Source organism: Cryptosporangium arvum DSM 44712 (assembly GCF_000585375.1).
GTDB lineage: Bacteria > Actinomycetota > Actinomycetes > Mycobacteriales > Cryptosporangiaceae > Cryptosporangium > Cryptosporangium arvum.
Window position 1 is genome coordinate 6,195,715 of the sequence record NZ_KK073874.1, and the last position, 16,653, is coordinate 6,212,367.

A 16,653-nucleotide genomic window follows, 5' to 3' on the forward strand; every position below is an offset into this window, starting at 1 on the left:
ATGGAGCAGTACGAGCTCGACGCCGTCAGGCGGATCACCACCCGGCCCGCACGCGACCACCGGACGTTCACGCTGCGGGGCCTCACCCCGGTGATCGGGGCCGAGGTCACCGGTCTCGACCTGACCCGGGAACTGACCGACGACGAGCTCACCGAGCTCAAGACGGCCTTCCTCGACCACCACGTGCTGGTCTTCCGCGACCAGGACGTCACCCCCGAGGACCACCGGCGGCTGGCCGCGCACTTCGGTGAGCTGCGCCCGGTGAACCCGCCGCCCGAGCACGGCGATCCCTACGTCCTGGAGGTCGCGACCTCGGCCGAGGCCGCGACCGTCTTCGGCAACGGCTGGCACGCCGACGGCACCGCGGACGCCGAGCCGTCGCTCGGCTCGATGCTGCACATCACCCGGATGCCCGAGCCGGGCAACGGCGGCGACACGCTGTTCGCGAACATGCACCTGGCCTACGACATGCTGTCGCCGCCGATGAAGGAGCTGCTGGCCGGGCTCACCGCGGTGCACGACGGGGCGCTGGCCTTCCGCGGCACCACGATCCCGCCCGGCTACGAGCCCCCGTCGAGCGAGCACCCGCTGGTGGTGCGTCACCCGGAGACCGACCGGCCGCTGCTCTACGTCAACCCGGCCTACACCTCGCACATCCCCCAGCTCTCGGCCGACGAGAGCCGGGCGGTGCTCGACCTGCTGTTCGCGCTCGTCCCGAACCGGCCGATGCTGGCCTGCCGGGTGCGCTGGGAGCCGAACACGCTGGTGTTCTGGGACAACCGCTGCGTCCAGCACCACGCGACGTACGACTACTACCCCTTCACCCGCTACGGCCGCCGGATCGCGATCAACGGCGGCCCGCTCAAGGGCTGAACGAGGAGAACCATGCTCGACGACGTGATGGGGGCGCTGGAGCGCGTCCTGCCCCGGCTGGCCGCGGCCACCGGCACCCCCGGGGTCGCGGTCGCGGTGGCGACGAGCACCGAGCTGCGCACGGCCGCGACCGGGTTCGCGGACCTGCGGTCGGCCACCCCGATGACCGCCGGGACGCTCGCTCCGGGCGGCTCGCTCACCAAGCCGGTCACCGGCCTGGCGTTCCTGCAACTGGTCGAGGAGGGTGTCGTCGGCCTGGACACGCCGATCGACCAGGTGCTCCCCACCGGGCTGCGCGGGCCGGACCCGGCGCCGGTCACCGCGGCGATGCTCGCCTCCCACCAGGGCGGCTACTACAGCGACATCGTCACGGCCACGGCACCGGCGTCGCCGGCGGAAGGGATCCTGGAGTACGTCCGGCGACGGCACGAGGCCGGGACCTCGGCCGAGTACGACCGGGCGTTGCCGCTGGTGACGACGCCCGGCCCCTACTCGTACTCCAGTCTCGGCGTCGGGGTGCTCGGCGGCGCGGTCGAGCACCTGACCGGCGAACCGTACGGCGCCCGGGTGCACAAACAGGTGTTCGCCGCGACCGGCATGACCGCCACGACCGTGGACGACGGCACGCGCGACCCCTGGGCGACCGGTGCACCGGACCGGACCGGCGCCACGGCGACCGGCTACATGGCGTTCGGCGACTGGTGCGTGCCGAGCCCGCCGTTCCGCACCGCGGCCTATCCCGGCGTCGGCCTGCACACCAGCGCCGCCGACGCCGGGCGCCTGCTGCAGTCGCTGCTGCGTACCGCCCGGGGCGCCGCCGGGCTGGTCAAACCGGGTTCGCTGGAGGCGATGGTGACCCCGCGGGTGCGTCGGCCGAGCCCGAACGGCGTCCGGTCGTTCTCCGGTCTGACGATCGAGATCGCCGACCCGGCGCTGGGCGAGGACCACTGGTGGGGGCACACGGCCGCGTTCCCGTACGGGTTCTGGTGGGAGGCGCGGGTCTGGCCGCACCGCGACGTCGCCGCGGTGGCGGTCGGCAACCGGTGGGACATGGCCCGGTTCCACAACCCGGCCACCCGGAGCGCTCCCGGGCTGGCCGTCGAGTGGGCCGGCCGCTGGGCCGCCACCGGGGTCCCGGGACGGCTCCCGGCGGGCGACGCCGGGCCGGGCTGGACCGGGCCGCGGCCCACCCCCGACGCCTCCCGGTGGATGGGGCTGCTCGTCGGGGAACGCACCCACGGTCTGATGGCCGTGGCCGATCCGCTGCCGGAAGCGACGCTGGCCGCGATGACCGGCGGGGCGTGCGGCCTCGGCCACGCCGAGCCCGGCGGCTGGGACCCCGGCGCGTTCCGGCTCGGGCTCGGGCAGGCCCAGGCCGTCTCCCCCGACCCGGAGGCGCTCCGCGCGCTGGGCCGGAGCCTCGGGCCCGCGGCGGCACTGTGGATGCTCGAGTGCGGTGCGTCGAGCGCCGAGGTGACGATGCCGGTCGACGCGTTCGCGCGCCCCCGGTAGGCCGCTGCCCCCGCTGGGCGGTAGGCCGCTGCCCCCGCTGGGCGGCCGGCGGCTGGGCGGCCGGTGGCTCAGTGGAGCCGCACGTCCAGGCTGACCCGGTGCCGGCCGCGGGGCAGCGGGACCCAGGCCGGCTCGCCCACCGGGTGCATCCCGGGGAAGCGGTCGAACAGGCCGCGGAGGGCGACCTCGGCCTCCAGCTTCGCGAGCGCGACCCCGAGGCAGTAGTGCGGCCCCCAGCCGAACCCGACGCCGCCCTCGCGCAGCCCGTGCTCGTGCTGCCACCGCACGTCGAGGTGATGGGGGTGGGCGAAGCGCGCCGGGTCGCGGTTGGCCGCGCCGAGCACCACCTGGATCGGGTCGCCCGCGCGGATCCGGACACCGCCGACCACGAGGTCCTCGGCGGCGTAACGCAGGCGGGCGAGCTGTACCGGGCCGTCGGTACGCACCAGCTCACGCACGGCGGCCGGCCAGAGGTCGGGCTCGGCACGCAGCAGTTCCCGCTGCTCGTCGTCGCGCATGAGGGCGAGCGCGCCGTTGGAGAGCATGTGCGCCATGGTCTCGTGCCCGGCGAGCACGAGGAACACGACGAGCGCCACCGCGTCGACGTCGGTCGTGCCGTCCTGGGCGAGGATCCGGCTGAGCACGTCGTCGGCCGGCTCGGCCCGGCGCCGGTCGACCAGGGCGTGGCAGTAGGCGAACATCTCGCCCAGCGTGGGCGTGATCCGGGCCGGGTCCTCGCCGACCAGCACCTTCCCCCAGCGCCACCAGTCCGTCCAGTCGGCCTCGGGCACGCCGACCAGCTCGCACACCACGGCGGTGGCCAGCGGGTAGGCGAACTCGTCGAGCAGGTTCACCGGTTCCCCGGACGCGTCGAGCCGGTCGAGCAACCGAGCGACGATCTGCTCCACCCGCGGACGCCGCTCGCTGACCCGGGCCGTGGTGAACGCGTCGCGGATGCCGTGACGCAGCCGCGCGTGGTCGGCCCCGTCCAGGCTGAGCAGGCTCGCGCGCATGTACGGCAGGTGTTCCCGCGCGGTACCCAGGTCGAGAAAGGCCTGTTCCTGCGTCCGCGCGCCGTGCCCGGGCAGCCCCGTCGGGTCGTTGCGCACGGCCGGGTCGGCGAGAACGGCACGCACGTCGGCGTTCCGGGTGATCAGCCAGCCCTCTTCGCCGCTCGGCAGCCGGGCCCAGCAGACCGGGGACTCCGCAAGGATCCGGTCGTAGCCGCGCATCGGATCACCGAGGACGACCGGGTCGCGTAAGTCCACTACGGGCTCTACCGACGACGAGTGAGACATACGGCCATTTTGTCAGTGATTCGGGGCGCTCGACCCAGCAATGAGGACAGTTCCCCGGATCAGTCTCCGCGGCCGACCAGGCCGAACTCGTAGGCCGCGATCACCGCCTGCACCCGGTCACGCAGACCGAGCTTGGCGAGGATGTTGCCGACGTGCGTCTTCACCGTGGTCGCGGAGAGCACGAGGCGGTCGGCGATCTCGGCGTTGGAGAGGCCTTCGGCGATGCAGCCGAGCACCTCGAGCTCGCGCGGGGTGAGCGCACGGAGGCGGGGGTCCAGGTCGTTCGGAGCGGTGTCGTCGCCCGCGTCGGGCAGGTGCGAGGCGAACAGGTCGAGCATCCGCCGCACGACGCGGGGCGCCACGACCGAGTTGCCGGAGGCGACGGTCCGGATCGCGTCGACGAGCTCGGCCGGCTGCGCGCTCTTGACCAGGAAACCGCTGGCTCCGGCCCGGAGCGCCGCGAACGCGTACTCGTCGACGTCGAACGTGGTGAGGACGAGCACCCGGGACGAGGGGTGCGTGGCGACGATGCGCCCGGTGGCCTCGATGCCGTCCATCCCGGGCATCCGGATGTCCATCAGCACGACGTCGGGGTCCAGCGCGCGGACCTGGTCGAGCGCGACCGCGCCGTCGGACGCCTCACCGACCACGTCGAGGTCGGGCTCGGACTCGATGACCAGCCGGAACCCCATCCGCATCAGCGCCTGGTCGTCCACGAGCAGCACCGTCGTCACGTGTCGTCCTCTCCGGCGGGAACGCTCGTCGGCAGCGAGACCCGGACCCGCCAGCCGCCCTCCCCGGCGGGGCCGGCGTCGACCCGGCCGCCGAGGAGCGCGGCGCGTTCGCGCATCCCGATCAGACCACGGTGGGCTCCACCGTCGGTGCCCGGGCGGGTGCCGCCGGCGTCGACGATCTCGACCTCGACCACCGACCCGGTGCGACGCATCGCGACGCCGACCGCCCGGGTGCCGGGGGCGTGCCGGAGCACGTTCGTGAGACCCTCGGTCACGATCCGCACCACGGCCAGGCGCAGCGCGGTGTCGGGCGGCAACGGGGTCTCGAGGCCGGTGGTCGTGAGCGGCAGCCCGGCGGCGCGGAACCGTTCGACGACCGCGGGCAGGTTCGTGTCGGTCGGTGCCGTCGGCTCGGCCTCCTCGGTGCGCAGCGAACCGAGCATGCTCCGCAGGTCGTCGAGCGCGTCCCGCCCGGTTCGCGACAGCTCGGTGAGGGCCTCCCGCGACCGGTCCGGCGCGCGGTCGAGGGCCGAGAGCGCACCGTCGGACAACGCCACCATCACCGAGACGCTGTGCGCGACGATGTCGTGCATCTCGCGGGCGATGCGTGCGCGCTCGGCCGAGCGGGCCAGCGCCGCGCTCGTGTCGCGCTCCCTGGCCAGCGCGGCGTACCGCTCGACCAGGTCGCGGGCGTGCAACCGCCGCGTCTGGGCGCCCGCTCCCAGTACCCCGCCCAGGACGAGCAGGGCGAGCAGCAGCATCACCGACATCGACCGGCGACCCCCGGAGAACGGCGGTTCGGTCAGCTGACGGGCGGGCTCGCCGTCGGGGAGCAGCGGGTACGTGTCGCTCCAGAGCAGGATCTCGGCGAGCCCGATGTCCTGCCACCGCCACAGGGCGACCGACACGACGACCAGCACCACCGCGCCGACGAGCCACGCGGTGCGGGCGCGGTAGCGGGCGGCCACGGCGTGCAGCGCCCACGCGAGGCAGACGCCGACGACACCGAGCACCCCGGCGGAACGCAGCGACAGCAGCGCCACCACGGTGAGCACGACCGTGACGCCCAGCGGCCACGCGCGGCGGGCGGTCAGCACGATCGCCCCGGCGGCGGCACCGGCGAGCCAGGCCCCGACGACGCGTTCCTGCACGGGGTCGTCGGGGAGGAACAGCCCGAGCGAGGTGGACCCCCGGACGGTCTCCGAGGCGACGATCGCGGTGATCAGTCCGAGCAGCAGCACCGTCGCGGCGACGGTGAGGTGGGCGATCCAAGGGCGGGCGGCGAACAGGCGGCCGGCCGCGGTCGGCCACTGCACGTGCGACTCGGTGAGCACCGCCGCGGCGTCGCTCCCCCCGGGCCGCCCCGGACGCCCCGGCATCCTCACCCGGTCACCCTCCCACACGGGTCGCGCTCCGCCGCTCATGTGACGTCGTAGCGTCGCAGCCGGTACGCGGCGCCGGCCAGCACCGCGATCACCCACGCGGCGAACACCAGTCCCCCGCCCCGGGCACCGAGGTCGGGGGCGGGTCCGCCGGTGAGGGCCGCGAGCGTGGCGTCGTCGGCGAACAGGCGGGTCCCGCTGGCCGGCGACGCGGCCCGCAGGACGTCGGTCACCCGCCCGGGGTTGGTCGCCAGCAGCTGGTCGACCACGACGAGCGCCACCACGCCGGTCACGAGCGCGCCGGCCGGCCGGCGCACCAGCGCACCGAGCCCGATGCCGAGCACCGCGACGCCGGTCAGGTAGAGCACGAACCCGGCCAGGACCCGGACGGTGCCGGCGTCGGCGAACTCGAGCGTGAGGCCGGCCGCGCTCCGCGCGGGTGCGGTCGCCAGGATCGACGCCACCAGGGCCACGACCGCGGTGAGCAGGGCGACGGCCGCGGTCACCAGCGTCTGCGCGGCGAGGACGGGCAGGCGGCGCGGCACCGCGGCGAACGTCGCCATCGAGGTGCCGGTGCTGAACTCACCCGCCCCGACCAGGGCCCCGAGGACGAGCATCCCGACCTGGGCGAAGAGGCTCCCGGACACGGCCAGCGAGGCGCCGGACACCGTGTCGCCGGACCGGACGAACAGCCCCAGCCCGAACGCCAGCGCGACCGTCGAGACGACCGTGCCGGCCGCGATCCAGAGCGTCGAGGAGACGCTGGTGAGCTTGCTCCACTCCGCGGCCAGGACCCGGGGGAACGTGACCGCGAGCAGCCGGTGCTCGCTCACACCAGGTCACGACGGCGGAGCCGGAGCGCGGCCGCGCCCAGCGGGACGAGCACCCAGGCCGCCAGGACGAGCCCGGCGCCGGCCCTCCCGATGTCGGGAGCGCCGTCGACCCCGGAGGCGCCCGGCTCGGTCAGCAGCGAGCCGGCTCCGGTCGGGGTGAACGTGATGATCGTGTTCACCACCGCGGTGCGGGTCGGGACGTTGTTCTCGTCGTAGGCCGCCATCGGGTCGCTCGCGAGCTCGGACGCGAGCAGCAGCACGATCGGCAGGATCAGCGTGACGACGATCGTGGCCACCAGGGCCGGGACCGTCCGGCGCAGCAGCGCCCCGGCCGCCAGCCCGAACAGCGCCGCGCCGACGAGGAACCCGGCCGCCCCGAGCAGGCTCTGCGGGGTGCCCTCGCTCAGCAGGTCCGGCGTGATGTTCCGGGAGGCCGCCGGCGGAAGGATGCCGACCACGGCCGCCGCCACCGCGAGGACCGCGGCCACCGACGCGAGCACGGTCGTGACCACGACCTGGGCGGCCAGTACCGGCAGGCGGCCCGGCACCGCCGCGAACGTCGAGCGGAACATCCCCGTGCTGAACTCACCGGTCCCGACCAGCACCCCGAGCACCAGCGGGCCGATGACCGCGACCGGGAGGCCGGTCGTCAACGAGTCGAGCGGGTCGAAGCCCGGGTCCCCCGACGAGGCGTTCGCGGAGAGATAGGTGACGACCCCGGACACGGCGGCGGTGACGATCACGATGATCGTCGACGACCGGAGCCCGAGTAGTTTGGTCCACTCGGCGGCGATCACCCGGGGCAGCGACGGCCCCGGAACGGCGAGCGTGGTCATCGGGCACCTCCGGCCTGGTACTGCACGGAATCAGCGGTGAGGCGCAGGTAGGCGTCCTCCAAGGAGCCGGCCTCGGCCGCGAGCTCGAGGACGGTGGCCCCGGCCCGGCCGGCGGCGGCCCCGACGTCCTCGAGCGACACGTGGCGCACGTGCAGGACGTCGTCCTGCTGGGCGACGACGTCGCCGCCGATCCGGAGCAGCTCCGGCACCAGGAGCGCGGGGTCGGACGTGCGGACACGCACCAGCCCCGCCCGCTCGGACTGGTGCAGGATCTCCGACATCGACGCGTCGGCGAGCAGCCGGCCCCGGCCGATGATCACCACCCGGTCCGCACACAGCGCCAACTCGTGCATGAGGTGCGACGACAGGAACACCGTCCGGCCCTCGGCGGCCAGGTCGCGCACGAGCTTGCGCACCCAGAGGACGCCGTCGGGGTCGAGGCCGTTGACCGGCTCGTCGAGCATCAACGTGCCGGGGTCGCCGAGCAGCGCCGCGGCGATCCCCAGCCGCTGGCCCATCCCGAGCGAGAAGCCCTTCACCCGTTTCCCGGCCACCGACTCCAGACCGGTCATCCCGATGACCTCGTCCACCCGCGAACGCGGGATCCCGTGCGTGCGGGCCAACGCCAGCAGGTGGCGGAAGGCCGTGCGCCCGGGGTGCATCGAGCGGGCGTCGAGCATCGCGCCGAGCGTGCGCAGCGGCGCCTCGAGGTCGGCGTACCGCCGCCCGTCGACGGTCACCGTGCCCGACGTCGGGCGTTCGAGGCCCAGCACCAGCCGCATGGTCGTCGACTTACCGGCCCCGTTCGGGCCCAGGAACCCGGTCACGGTGCCGGGCAACGCGGTGAACGACAACCCGTCCACCGCCGTCGTCGGCCCGTAGCGCTTGGTCAGCGCCTGCGCCTCGATCATGGCGTCCTCCTGTCGTCTCTGAGCTTCGAGAGCGACGATAGGAACGCGCGTGCCGGCGCAGCACCTGCGCGCGAACGAGATACGGGCGGCGCGCGGCCTCCTCCTCGATGAGGAGAGGCCGCAACCAGCGAACGACCGCGCCGTCAGCGGCCGCACCGGCGCAGCAGCGGTCCGAAGACCTCGTCGACCCGATGCGCTCGGGGCCCGGCGGACCGAGATCCGTCAGCAACGACGGACGGGCGCGCCGACATCCGCCTGCACGAACCGCGGTGGTGGTCGCTGTGGCGCGCCGACGTCCGCCTCGCTGACCGCTAGCGCGAGGGCGGCGGTGGCGCGCTGACTGGCCGTGGTTTCGCCGGTGCGACACTCGTCCGCGTGGGGTTGATCATCGGCGGGACGGTGCTGGTCGCGCTCGCGCTCTGGGCGGTGATCGCGCCGAGGCAGCAGTGGTGGCTGCTCACCGCGTGGAGGTACCGCGACCCCGACGCGAACGAACCCAGCGACCTGGCCTACCACCTGACCCGGGCCGCCGGGGTCGGCACGATCGTCGTGGTGCTGGTCCTCGGCTGGCAGCTGATCGACTTCGAACGCTCCCCCGAGAAGGCCGCCGCCGACGCCCGCGCGGCCAGGGCCGAGCGCTTCGGTGTCTCGTCCGCGCGGCTCACCTCCGCTCCGCCCGCCGTGGCGAACTCGTCGCTGGGCCGCGTGCCCCTGCTGCGCTACGCCACGGTGGGCGACTCCTCCGACTCCGCCGACCTCCTGGCGGGCCTGGGGACGGTGCCGCCCGGCACGAACCTGATCGTGGCCGTCGACGGCGCCCACGAAGCGCGGACGATGACCGTGGCCGAGACCGCGTCCTCGGTGACCGTGACGTTGCACGGCGGCTGCAGCCCCACCGCCCCCCGGATCATCTGCGACCCGGCGGACCCGGTGACGGCCCGCTCCCGTCCGCTGCCCCCGGTCCGCCTGTTCCCGGTGACGCTGGCCCGGCCGCTGGGCTCCCGCTCCGTGGTGGACGGCAGCACCGGCACCGAAGCCATCGGCCGCTAGGTCAGCAGTTCGACGAGGTCGTGGAGGGTTTCCCCGGGCGCCTCCTCCGGCAGGAAGTGGCCGGCGTCGATCGCGCGGCCGCGGACGTCGGTGGCCCAGGCGCGCCAGATCCCGAGCGGGTCGTACCACTGCGCGACCGGCCCGGTGGCGCTCCACAGCACCAGGGTCGGGCAGGTGATCCGGCGGACGACGTCGAGCACCGCGAGGTGGCTGACCGTGTCCGGGTGATCGAGCGCCATCCGGTACGCGCAGCGGGCGCCGCGGTCGTGTCCGACGACCGCGAACCGGTCGAAGCCGAGCGCCGCCATGGCCTCGGCCTGGTCCTGCGCGAGGGCTCGCATCCGGTACGGCGCGTGATCCGGCGCGCTCGGCGGTTTCCCGCTCGCGCCGTACCCGCCCAGGTCGGTGGCGACGACGGTGAACCGCACGGCCAGCGCCGGCGCGACCCGGTGCCACATCAGATGCGTCTCCGGAATGCCGTGCAGGAGGAGAACGGGCGGCCCCGACCCGCCCCGGACACCGTGAATCGTCGTCCGGGACGTCCGGACGTCGAACTCGTCGAAGCCGGCGGGCCTCACGAGGCGCGCCGGAACGACCACCAGTTGGCGTCGCCCAGGGCGGCGACCAACGCGGGGGCGAGCACACCGCGCACGATCGTCGCGTCGATGAGGATGCCGAGCGCGAGCGCCGTCGCCAGGATCTTCACCTCCACCGTCGGCACCTGCGCCAGCGAGATGAACGCCAGGAAGAGGATCAGCGCGGCCGACGTGACCAGGCGCCCGGTGCGGGCCAGACCGGCCACGGTCGCCTCGTCGGTGTCGTGGCCGTCGTCGTGTTCCTCGCGGATGCGCGAGAGCAGGAACACCTCGTAGTCCATCGACAACCCGAACAGGAACGCGAACACCGCGATCGGAACCCAGGTGGTGATCGCGCCCGACGCCGACTGGCCGAACAGGACCTCGGTACCGTGCCCGTCCTGCCAGATCCACACCGTGATGCCGTAGGCCGCGCCCAGCGAGAGCACGTTGAGCACCAGCGCCTTGATTGGGAGCACGATCGAACGCAGCGCCCGCGCGAGCAGCAGGGTCGTCACGACGACGATGAGCACGATCACCCACCACGCGTTGCCGTAGACCGCGTCGATGAAGTCGGCGTCACCGGCGGGCCGGCCGCCCACCCGGGCGCCGGTGGCCTCGGCCGCGGTGCGGATCGCCGCCGTCGTGTCCGCCCCCGCCTCCGACGAGGTGTCCTCGGCCGTCCACACCCGGACGAGCGTGTCGCCGCCGGCGCTGCGGGGCCAGACGACCGCCGCGGCCACCCCGGGCAGACCGGCCACCGCTTCCCGGGCCGCGGCCGCGTCGTCGGTCAGGATCTCCACCGGCGTGGACAGACCGGCACCGATGCCCGAGGTGTCGAGCCGGGTGATCGCGGTCGCCGCGGGGCCACCCGCGGAGGCCAGCGACTCGTTCGTCGGCTGCCCCAGCCGGAGCGTCAGCACCGGGGCGGCCAGGAGCAGCAGCACCACGGTCGCGAGGATCGCCGACACCCAGCGGTGACGCACGACGCCGGTGCCGACCCGCCGCCACAGCCGGCTCTCGGGGTCGGTCGTGCGCCGGTGCGGCCAGTCCAGACGCCGCCCGGCCGTGAGCAGGAGCGCGGGCAGCAGCGTCAACGCGGCCAGCACGCTGATCACCGGGATGAGCAGCCCGGTGAAGCCGACGCTGCGCAGGAACGGCACCGGCAGGACGATGAGCGCCGCCAGGCTGACCGCGACCGTGACCCCGGAGAAGAACACCGAGCGGCCCGCGGTGGCCAGCGACCGGCGCACGGCCTCCTCGGGCTCCGCGCCCCGGCCCAGCTCCTCGCGCCAGCGCGTGACGATGAGCAGCGCGTAGTCGATCGCCACGCCCAGGCCGATCAGCGCCAGCAGGAACTGCACGATGAACGAGACGTCGGTGATCTCGGTCAGCCCCCAGACGATCAGGAACGTCGTGAGGATCGACGCGGCGGCGACCACGATCGGCATCAGCGCCAGCGCCGACCCGAACACCACGAGCAGCACGACCAGCGCCCCGGTTCCGCCGACGATCGTCTCGACCAGCACGGTGGCGCCCCGGTCGCCGCCGCCCTCGGCCGCGAGCGCGTCCTTGCCGGTGACCACGACCTGCTGGGCCTCGGCCACCTTCTCGATCACCGGCAGGACCGCGACGTAGGGCTCGGGGCCGGGCACCAGGCGGGGATAGACGACCACGACCCCCGTACGCCCGTCGGCCGACCGCAGCGCCTGCTCGTCGGCGTAGGACAGGACGTCGGCGCCGGGCAACGCCTGCTCGACCGCCGCGACCACCCGGGCGGCCTTCGCCGACGACGGGCTGTTGTCGACGAGCAGGATCGGCACGGCCTCCCCGCCGGATCCGAACCGCTGCGCGACGACCTGATTGGTCTCGTACCCGGGTTGACCGGGCAGCGAGAAGTCGTAGGACAGCCCGGCCGTGGCCTGGGGCGCCGCGAAGCCTCCCACCACGGTCAGCACCAGCCAGCCGAGCAGGACCCACCCGCGCCGCTTGGTTACGAACCGTGAGAGCCTGTTCACGGACGTAAGGTAACGCCGATCCGGCCCGGCGGCCTCTCGACGTTCGGCACCTGTGGACAAGCGGGCTGGCGGCGCGGGTCAGGCGATCGCGGTCGCTTCGATCTCGACCAGCCAGGCCGGGTCCCAGATCTCGGCGACGATCACGGTCAGCGCCGGGCGGTGCGTCCCGAGCACCTCGTTCCGGATCGCCGTGTTCACCGCGGAGTGCGATCGATCGGCGAGATAGGTCGTGATCTTGGCCAGGTTCTCCACGCCCATTCCGGCCTCGTCGAGAAGCGCGAGAACGTGCGCCCAGACCAGGCGGCACTGCTCGTCGAGCGCGGTGGGAACGACGCCGTCCGGGGTCTGTGGAATCTGGCCGCTGACGAACAGCATCCGCTCGCCCCCGGCGACGACCAGACCGTTGACGTAACCGCCGACCGGCTCCGGCACCGACGGCGGCCGAACCTCACGCATCTCCACCCGCCCGATGATGTCGATCCACGCCCGCCCGCACCACCGAATTGACCGTGGGAACCGCCGTCCGCCCCGACCAGGGCGGCTCGATTCACTCGTCGATCTCGATCACCTCGGCCGGGTGTTATCGCACCAGCCGACCTCCGAACCGGGAGGAACTGCTCGGCGCTCTCGCCGTGCAGGTCGCGCTGCTCCGGCGTGAGCTCCTCGACGACTGGAGCGACGAGGCCTGACCCGGCGCCCGGCCCTCGACCTGCGGCGGAGACCACTGACGCTCAGCGCGCGGCCGACTCGCGGAGCGGCGCCTTCAGCACCTTGCCGGTGGCGTTGCGCGGCAACTCGTCCACGAAACGCACGCGCACCGGGACCTTGTACGTGGCCAGCCGCTCCCGGCACCACCCGACCAGCTCGTCCGGATCGGCGGCCGCGTCGCGTCCCAGGACGACGAACGCCACCCCGGCCTCGCCCCAGCGCTCGTGCGGCGCGCCGACCACCGCCGCCTGGGACACCGCCGGATGGGACTGGAGCACGTTCTCCACCTCGGCCGGGTACACGTTCTCGCCGCCGGAGATGTACATGTCCTTCCAGCGGTCGACGAGCACGAGCCGGCCGTCGTCGGTGAGCGTCGCCGCGTCCCCGGTACGCAGCCAGCCGTCGGCGGTGAACGCCGCGGCCGTGGCGTCCGGAGCACGCCAGTAGCCCGACGTGACGAGCGGCCCGTCGATCTGCAGTTCGCCGGTCTCCCCGGGCGCGGCGGGCCGGTCGTCGAGCGTCCGGACCCGGCAGCGGGCGTAGAGCGCGGGAAGCCCGATCGTGCCGTTGGGGCCGGGCTCGCGCTGCGGGGTGGTCGCGACGACACACGCACCGGCCTCGGTGATCCCGTACACCGTCGTCAGCCGGACACCACGCGCCGCCCACCCCCCGACCAGCGCCGAGGGAACCGGCGAACCCCCGACGACCGCGGTGAACGGACGCAGGACGACGTCGGAGAAGCCCGGTACCTGCTCCATGAACTGGTAATGAGCGGGCACGCCGCAGAAGTGCGTCACGGGTGTGGCCGGGTCGGTGAGCAGCGCGAGCGTCCGGGCCGGATCGAACGTCCTGGCCACCACGACGGTGCCGCCCACATAGAGCGTCGGGTGGGCGAACAGGTTGAGGCCCGCGACGTGGAACGTGGGGAGCACGGTGAGGCAGCGCGACGACGCGTCGACACGATGCGCGACGAGGATGCCCAGCAGGCTCGCCAGCCAGGCGCGGTGCGTGGCCTGCACGCCCTTCGGCCGGCCGGTCGTGCCGGAGGTGTAGAGGATCGTCCAGACCGCGTCGACGTCGACGGGGCCCGGCTCCCGGTCCGCGGGGGCGTCCGTGGTCGTGAGCGCCTCGTAGTCGTCGGGCTCGCCGTCCGCACTGGCCCAGACCACCCGGGCCGGGATCTCCAACCCGGACGCGACCTCCGCGGCCCAGCTCTCGTGGACCAGCACCGACGGCTCGGCGTCACGGCTGATCGCCGCCAGCTCGGGTGCGGTCAGGCGCCAGTTGAGCGGTACCGCGATCGCGCCCAGCACGGCGCAGGCGTAGAGCACCTCGAAGACGCGGGTGTCGCTGCGGGAGAGCACCGCGACCCGGTCACCGGCGCCCACCCCGTAGGCCTCGGCGAGCGACCGCGCCAGCGACCGGACCCGCGCGTCCAGCTCCGAGTACGTGACCGCGCGATCTCGGTGCAGATCGACGAGCGCGGTGCGCGACGGCGTCCGCCGCGCGTGATGGGCGATCCAGGAGACGACGGTGTCCGCGACCATTGCTCCACTGTGGGCTCTCCCGGTGGCGCCGCGGGCTATTCTGAGCACATGAAGCCCGTATCCGCCGGCTCCACGACCCTGCTGGAGCGCGTGCTCTGGTACCTGCCGATCCTGACCGTGCTCGCGGTTCTCGTCGGCGCGAGTCAGCTGAGTTAGCGACCCCGGCTCGCCCGGCGCCCCGCCGACCGGGGCCCGGGCCTGGCAGACTGGGGTGGCATGTCCTTGTCCACCGCGGAGTCGGATGCCGAACTGGCGCGCGCGGCCCGGCACGGGGACACCGCGGCGTTCGCGATCGTCACCGAGCGGCATCGCGCGGCGCTGCGGGCCACCGCGATCTCCCTGCTCGGCTACGTCGACGAGGTCGACGACGCGGTGCAGGACGCGGTGCTCACCGCGTTCCGCCGGTTGCCCGAGCTCCGCGACCCCGAGGCGATCGGCCCCTGGCTGAAGGCGATCGTGCGCAACGTCTGCCGGATGCAGTTGCGCGCACGCACCCCGCTGCCGGTGGCCGATCCGGAACTCCTGCTCCCGCCCGCGAGCGAACCGCGGCCGGACGAGGCGCTGGACCGCGCCGGTTCACGGGACTGGGTGTGGCACGCGGTCGCGCACCTGTCCGAACCGATCCGTGAGGTCGTGCTGCTGCGGTACTTCAGCCGCTTCTCGTCCTACGAGCAGATCGCGCAGCTCTGCGACATCCCCCTCGACACGGTGGGCAGCCGGCTGCGCGACGGGCGCCGAGCCCTGGCCCGGGCACTGCGTGAGACCGCGGGCGACGCCTACCGCGACGCCGACGCCGACGCCGCCGCGCACCGCCTCCGGGCCCGTGAGCACTTCGCGGCGATCGAGACCGACGGGTACGACCGGGTGCTCCGGGACTGGTTCCGCCCGGACGCCTCGATCGTCGTCCAGGGCAGCATCGTCGGCGACCGGTCGATGATGCGGCCGATGATCGACTTCACCGTGCAGGCCGGCGTCGTCACCCGGTTGCACGACGCGGTCGGCAGCAGCGGGGTGCTGGTCTGGGAGGGCGACTTCCTCAACCCGCCGTCCGACCCGGAGCACTGCCCGCCGACGTTCGCCTGGCTCCTGCGGATGCGCGAAGGCCGGGTCGCGCAGCTCGGGCTCGCCTACGGAACGAGCCGCAGCGGCTGAGACGTAGGTCACCCGGGATCGCGCGCAGAAATCCCCGGCGATCCGCATCTCGTCCCCGGCGGCCCGAGAACCGGGCCGGAGACGAGAGAGAGAACGACCGTGTCGATCGACGAACTGCCCGAGCTGCTGCGCCCGGCCATCGAGAAGTACCGTGACGCCGCCGAGGACCAGGGCCGCGTCGCCCCGGAACTGGTGGACGAGCTGCGTGACCGGGGAGCCTTCCGGCTGTTCACGCCGGTCGAGCGGGGCGGCCACGAGGCGCGGACCGCCGCCGTACTGGACTTCTACACGCGGGTGGCGCGCATCGACGGCCCGACCGCCTGGCTGCTCTGGAACTTCAACGTCGGGTTCGTCGCGGGCTGGCTCCCCGAGGAGGGCACCGCGCGGATCTGGGGCGACGGGCCGGACCCGCTGATCGCCAACTCGGGGCAACCGGGGCTGCTCACGCCGGTCGACGGGGGCTACCGGCTCGCCGGACGCTGGAAGATCGTGAGCGGGGCGCACGTCGCCGAGTGGTTCCTGCTGGCCGGGGCCGATCCGTCGGCCGGACCGGGCTTCGCCGGGCTGCGCTTCTGCGCCGTGCCGCGCGGTGACGTGTCGGTGCTCGAGACCTGGGACGTCGTCGGCATGCGTGCCTCGGACAGCAACACGGTCGTGGCCGACGACGTCTTCGTGCCGGACACCCTGACGGCCGGCCTGTTCGCGCCGAACCGGATCGACCGGCCCGCCTACCGGCTGCCGGCGATCAACCTGCTGTTCCCGGGCTGCGCGGCCGTGCTCATCGGCATGGCGCGGGCCGCGATCGACGAGGTGATCACGATCGCCCCGGGCAAGAAGGGCTTCGACGGGGTGTCGCTGGCCGAGAAGGACCACGTGACGATCGCGGTGGGCCGCGCGCTCTCCCAGGTGGCCGCGGCCCGGGGGCTGCTGCTGGAGACCCAGGGCGAGCTCGACCGCACGGTGGCCGCGGGCGCGGAGACCACCGAGGAGCAGCGCGCCGCGGTCCGCGGAGCCATCTGCCACGTCACCGAGACCAGCCGCGCGGTGCTGGGGGCGATGTACGAGCTCGGAAGCTCGGAACCGCTGTACCGGGAGAGCCGGCTCGGCCGGATCTTCCGGGACGGCATGGCCGCGGCGCAGTCCGCGAACCTGTCGACGACGCAGTGGACGATCCCCGGGCGGATCGCGGTGGGACAGCCGTCGGGGTGGCCGTTCGTCTGAGGC

The 16,653-nt window shown here is 73.9% G+C and carries 16 protein-coding genes; 6 read left to right on the top strand and 10 right to left on the bottom strand.

All coding sequences use genetic code 11. The features are described 5' to 3' along the window. Positions 1-873: a TauD/TfdA dioxygenase family protein gene (locus CRYAR_RS28330; protein WP_035856417.1), complete on the top strand. Its 873-nt coding sequence runs from the start codon at positions 1-3 to the stop codon at positions 871-873. A 12-nt stretch (positions 874-885) separates the two neighbouring features. Further along, the gene (locus CRYAR_RS28335; RefSeq protein ID WP_035856418.1) at positions 886-2,385 is read left to right on the top strand and encodes a serine hydrolase domain-containing protein; all 1,500 of its coding nucleotides are present in this window, start codon (positions 886-888) and stop codon (positions 2,383-2,385) included. A gap of 68 nt (positions 2,386-2,453) precedes the next feature. On the opposite strand, the gene CRYAR_RS28340 is transcribed toward CRYAR_RS28335, so the two are convergent. From CRYAR_RS28340 to CRYAR_RS28365, 6 genes are all read right to left on the bottom strand, one after another. Continuing rightward, the gene (locus CRYAR_RS28340; RefSeq protein ID WP_211247681.1) at positions 2,454-3,653 is read right to left on the bottom strand and encodes a cytochrome P450 family protein; all 1,200 of its coding nucleotides are present in this window, start codon (positions 3,651-3,653) and stop codon (positions 2,454-2,456) included. Between the two features lie 89 nt (positions 3,654-3,742). Beyond that, positions 3,743-4,417, bottom strand: coding sequence for a response regulator (locus CRYAR_RS28345; RefSeq protein ID WP_035856421.1), 675 nt, complete (start codon positions 4,415-4,417; stop codon positions 3,743-3,745). Beyond that, positions 4,414-5,796 (bottom strand): sensor histidine kinase, encoded by a 1,383-nt coding sequence (locus tag CRYAR_RS28350; RefSeq protein ID WP_035867315.1) that lies wholly within the window; start codon positions 5,794-5,796, stop codon positions 4,414-4,416. The genes CRYAR_RS28345 and CRYAR_RS28350 overlap by 4 nt, the downstream gene beginning before the upstream one ends. 41 nt (positions 5,797-5,837) lie before the next feature. After that, positions 5,838-6,632 carry an ABC transporter permease gene (locus CRYAR_RS28355; RefSeq protein ID WP_035856422.1) on the bottom strand — a complete coding sequence of 265 codons (795 nt, stop codon included), beginning with the start codon at positions 6,630-6,632 and terminating at the stop codon, positions 5,838-5,840. After that, on the bottom strand, positions 6,629-7,468 hold the full coding sequence (locus tag CRYAR_RS28360) for an ABC transporter permease (RefSeq protein WP_035856423.1): 840 nt from the start codon (positions 7,466-7,468) through the stop codon (positions 6,629-6,631). The genes CRYAR_RS28355 and CRYAR_RS28360 overlap by 4 nt, the downstream gene beginning before the upstream one ends. Continuing rightward, positions 7,465-8,379 carry an ATP-binding cassette domain-containing protein gene (locus CRYAR_RS28365; protein ID WP_035856424.1) on the bottom strand — a complete coding sequence of 305 codons (915 nt, stop codon included), beginning with the start codon at positions 8,377-8,379 and terminating at the stop codon, positions 7,465-7,467. Before CRYAR_RS28365 ends, CRYAR_RS28360 begins: the two co-directional genes overlap by 4 nt. Before the next feature lie 375 nt (positions 8,380-8,754). Here CRYAR_RS28365 and CRYAR_RS43775 point away from each other — a divergent pair, with 375 nt between their 5' ends. After that, entirely contained in the window at positions 8,755-9,429 is a 675-nt protein-coding gene (locus tag CRYAR_RS43775) for a DUF6199 family natural product biosynthesis protein (RefSeq protein WP_051571052.1), read from the top strand. Here the strand turns inward: CRYAR_RS43775 and CRYAR_RS28375 are convergent. From CRYAR_RS28375 to CRYAR_RS28385, 3 genes are all read right to left on the bottom strand, one after another. Then, entirely contained in the window at positions 9,426-10,007 is a 582-nt protein-coding gene (locus tag CRYAR_RS28375; RefSeq protein ID WP_035867319.1) for an alpha/beta fold hydrolase, read from the bottom strand. The genes CRYAR_RS43775 and CRYAR_RS28375 overlap by 4 nt on opposite strands. Further along, a complete protein-coding gene (locus CRYAR_RS28380) occupies positions 10,004-12,022 on the bottom strand; it encodes an MMPL family transporter (RefSeq protein ID WP_035856425.1) in 2,019 nt (672 codons plus the stop codon). Before CRYAR_RS28380 ends, CRYAR_RS28375 begins: the two co-directional genes overlap by 4 nt. Before the next feature lie 78 nt (positions 12,023-12,100). Then, complete coding sequence (locus CRYAR_RS28385) at positions 12,101-12,478, bottom strand: RidA family protein (RefSeq protein ID WP_245620724.1); 378 nt, start codon at positions 12,476-12,478, stop codon at positions 12,101-12,103. A 53-nt stretch (positions 12,479-12,531) separates the two neighbouring features. Here CRYAR_RS28385 and CRYAR_RS28390 point away from each other — a divergent pair, with 53 nt between their 5' ends. Next, positions 12,532-12,711, top strand: coding sequence for a hypothetical protein (locus CRYAR_RS28390; protein WP_157018135.1), 180 nt, complete (start codon positions 12,532-12,534; stop codon positions 12,709-12,711). Between the two features lie 42 nt (positions 12,712-12,753). Here CRYAR_RS28390 and CRYAR_RS28395 read toward each other — a convergent pair whose 3' ends face one another. Beyond that, the gene (locus CRYAR_RS28395; RefSeq protein WP_035856428.1) at positions 12,754-14,277 is read right to left on the bottom strand and encodes a class I adenylate-forming enzyme family protein; all 1,524 of its coding nucleotides are present in this window, start codon (positions 14,275-14,277) and stop codon (positions 12,754-12,756) included. A gap of 216 nt (positions 14,278-14,493) precedes the next feature. On the opposite strand from CRYAR_RS28395, the gene CRYAR_RS28400 reads away from it, so the two are divergent. Together CRYAR_RS28400 and CRYAR_RS28405 are read left to right on the top strand one after the other, a co-directional pair. After that, positions 14,494-15,429, top strand: coding sequence for an RNA polymerase sigma factor (locus tag CRYAR_RS28400; protein ID WP_035856429.1), 936 nt, complete (start codon positions 14,494-14,496; stop codon positions 15,427-15,429). Positions 15,430-15,528: 99 nt separating this feature from the next. Beyond that, positions 15,529-16,650 carry an acyl-CoA dehydrogenase family protein gene (locus CRYAR_RS28405; protein ID WP_035856430.1) on the top strand — a complete coding sequence of 374 codons (1,122 nt, stop codon included), beginning with the start codon at positions 15,529-15,531 and terminating at the stop codon, positions 16,648-16,650. Positions 16,651-16,653 lie beyond the last annotated feature (3 nt).